The sequence below is a fragment of the Actinotalea ferrariae CF5-4 genome (assembly GCF_000603945.1).
Classification (GTDB): domain Bacteria; phylum Actinomycetota; class Actinomycetes; order Actinomycetales; family Cellulomonadaceae; genus Actinotalea; species Actinotalea ferrariae.
On sequence record NZ_AXCW01000369.1, the window covers coordinates 1 to 2,882 of the forward strand.

Genomic DNA, 2,882 nt, shown 5'->3' on the forward strand with positions numbered 1-2,882 from the left:
CGCCGTCGTCGGCCGGGCCGTGACCGCGACGTGTGCGGGCGGCCCGGCGGCGGTGACGACGGCGTCCCCGGGCGACGTGGAGGCCGCGGTGTCTGGGGGCGCGCCGGCGCCCGGCGTCGCGGCCGATGTCATCGCGTCAGGGTAGGTGCATCCCGCTGTGGCCGGCCTGGGAGGTGACCGTGCCTTCCGGCCCTCGGTACCGCAGCGAGGGGGCTCAGCTCGGGTCGGAGGCTGCCCCCGGCTCGGGCAGCGCGGTCCACTCGGCGAAGGTGAGGTCCCGGCCGACGTGCACCGGTCGCTCGAACGGCCACTTCTGCTCGATCCAGCGCGGGATCGCGTCGGCGAGGGCGCGTTCGAGGTCGGTGCCGACGGCGTCGTCGACCACCCACCAGAGGATCTCTGCGTCCGCGTCGACGATCTTGTCGGGCGGGTCGACGTAGACGCACCCGAGGAGGCGCGTCTCGTCGGTGTCGAGGACGGCGTAGTTGTACGAGGCGCGCCGGCGCATCTCGTCCTCGTGGTGCGCCAGGTCCTCGAGGTCCTGCTCGCGGGTCATGGTGGCGGGCGGCCACCCCCACACGCCGCCGAACAGGCCGAACAGCCGCTCCTGCGAGCCCATCACGGCGACCATGTCGATGCCGACATCAGTCGCCCGGATCGGCCGCAGGTGGTGACCGGTCGGCAGGTCCAGGCGCGCGGGCGGCTCGAAGCCCTCGGGAAGCCAGCTCATGGGAGCGGACGCTACTCACCCGTCCGCCCTCCCCAACCGCCTTTCCCGACAGATCTGCGCGCCGGCGCACGATTCTGTCGGGAAAGGCGCCCCGGCTGGAGCTGGAGCTGGAGCTGGGGCGGCGGGGCGGCGGGGCGGGGCGGTGACTGGGTGGTCAGCGGGCCGGGGGGATCGTGGTCTCGACGGCGCAGCCTCGGATCGGTGTGCCGTTCAGGACGGCGTCGGCCTCCACCCTCACGGGTCCGGTCAGGCCCAGCCCCTCGAGCGGCAGCCGGACCGACTGGGGCCGGTCCGGGATCGCCTGGCCGGCAGGGACGGCCAGGCCGTCACCCTCGAACGGGTACTCCCAGCGCCGTTGCTCGCCCGACGTGTCCCGCACGGCGACGCGGAACCGCAGGTCGTCGTCGCTGCTCCACTCGCCCTCCCAGCCCCAGTCGACGACGACCCCCGGGGGCTCCGTCACCATCGTCCGGGTCAGCCAGAGCCGGGTGCGCGTCTCCGCGCCGTCGCGGACCTCGACCCGGGCGCCGGTGAGCGACACGGCCGCGTCACTCGGCTCCACCACGGAGCACGAGGCGAGGACCGTCGCCCCACGCCCGGACTCGCCGCCGATCGTGTACACGACGCCCGCCGCGCACGCCGCCGTCGCGACCCACGTGGCGACCCGGCGCCACCGCGGGGGTGCCGACAGCTGCCACGGCTCGAGCAGCAGGCCGTCGACCGCGTCCGACGCCGGCCGGCTCCGCCACCGGTGCACGACTGGTCCGGCGAGCACGTAGGGCAGCGGGGCGCGCGTCTGGAGGACGACGGTGGAGGCGAGGGTGTCGGCGAAGGTCTCGCGGCGCCGGTTCCACAGCGGCCGGAGGTACCCGACGAAGAAGATGAGGTCGAGGACGTGCAGGACCTCGCGGCCGAGGACGCGCAGGAGGCCCGCCGGACGGTGGTCGTCCTGCCGCACCACCGCGATGCCCACCACCAGCTTGCCCGGCGTGGAGCCGAGGTACGCCTGCAGGAGCAGGCCGACGACGACGGCGCCCACCACCACGCCGCTGCTCGTCCACACGTCCGCCGTCGGCGCCGTGGTGATCGTCCCGACGGCGCCGCCCGCGAGCGGCAGGGTCGCGGGCGGATCGACCGGTTGGAGCGGGAAGGCGATCCAGGTGAGGAGCGCGAGGACGCTGCTGTCGAGGAGCGTCGCGACGACGCGGCGGAGCCAGTGCGCGAACACCGGACCGGAGACCGGGGCCTCCGGGTGCGGGCCGGACGCGCGCGGCGACGGCGGTGGCAGCACGCCCTGCCCCGCGTCCCCCTGACGCCCCCCGTCGGTCACGAGTCGAGGCTCCCACCTGCCGATCCGCACGGGAAGGGCCGATCGGGGTCCGGCGTGCCCCTGCCGGGTCGCGTTTCCCGACAGATCTGGGCGCCGGGGGACGAATGTGTCGGGAAACGCGCGGGCGGGAGCAGGGGGCGGGCTCGACGTCAGTCGGTGACGACCTCGTTGCCCGCGTCGGACCAGGCGACGATGCCACCCTGGAGGTCGTAGACGTCGGTGAAGCCGAGGTCGACCATGCGGTCCGTCGCGACGCCGGACCGGTTGGAGGTCTGGCAGTAGACGAGGTAGGTGCCGTCCTTCGGCAGCGCGCCGACCGCGTCGGCGAAGTCCGGGGCGGAGCTGTCGATGTTGACCGCGCCCGGCAGGTGCCCGGCGGCGAACTCCTCGGGCGTGCGGACGTCCAGGACGGTCACCCCGGGGTCGTCGGCCAGGGCGGCGAAGGCGGCGGGGTCGACATCCGTGACCGAGGCGGCCGACGACCCGCCGTCGTCTGCACCGTCGGCGCCGCACGCGCTCAGCCCGCCCACCGTGAGCAGGGCGGCGAGGGCGAGGTGGAGGTGGAGGTGGCGTCGAGGCATACCCCCAAGGGTACGGACGCCTCGCGGCGCCAGAAAGGTGTTCTACCGTGCCCCCGGTGAGCACACGGACTCGACGCGCATGGTGGGCGGCTGCGGCCCTCCCGCTGGTGGCAGGAACGGCGGCCCTGGTCGCACTCGGCACCGACGGCGGGGACGCCGCGACCCGGGTGGAGGCGGCCGCCGGTGCGGCGGGCGCCACGGCCGGGACCGATGACGGCGCCGCGTCCGGCGACCGGTCCGG

Annotated in this window: 4 protein-coding genes; 1 reads left to right on the forward strand and 3 read right to left on the reverse strand. The window is 75.2% G+C overall.

Annotation, left to right across the window (positions count from 1 at the left end; all coding sequences use genetic code 11):
* Positions 1-214: 214 nt before the first annotated feature.
* From N866_RS17835 to N866_RS17850, 3 genes are all read right to left on the reverse strand, one after another.
* On the reverse strand, positions 215-730 hold the full coding sequence (locus N866_RS17835) for a GNAT family N-acetyltransferase (protein WP_034229170.1): 516 nt from the start codon (positions 728-730) through the stop codon (positions 215-217).
* 154 nt (positions 731-884) lie between these two features.
* Complete coding sequence (locus N866_RS17840) at positions 885-2,060, reverse strand: RDD family protein (RefSeq protein WP_052023234.1); 1,176 nt, start codon at positions 2,058-2,060, stop codon at positions 885-887.
* Positions 2,061-2,209: 149 nt separating this feature from the next.
* Positions 2,210-2,641 (reverse strand): rhodanese-like domain-containing protein, encoded by a 432-nt coding sequence (locus tag N866_RS17850; RefSeq protein ID WP_034229174.1) that lies wholly within the window; start codon positions 2,639-2,641, stop codon positions 2,210-2,212.
* A 56-nt stretch (positions 2,642-2,697) separates the two neighbouring features.
* Between N866_RS17850 and N866_RS21115 the strand changes: the two genes are divergently transcribed.
* Positions 2,698-2,882 (forward strand): hypothetical protein (locus N866_RS21115; protein ID WP_216699485.1); only part of this gene is annotated, 185 nt, incomplete at its 3' end.

Bases quoted from the DNA above. Each gene is read 5' to 3' on its own strand.
- N866_RS17850 (WP_034229174.1), bottom strand. From the start codon at position 2,641: ATGCCTCGACGCCACCTCCACCTCCACCTCGCCCTCGCCGCCCTGCTC.
- N866_RS17835 (WP_034229170.1), bottom strand. From the start codon at position 730: ATGAGCTGGCTTCCCGAGGGCTTCGAGCCGCCCGCGCGCCTGGACCTG.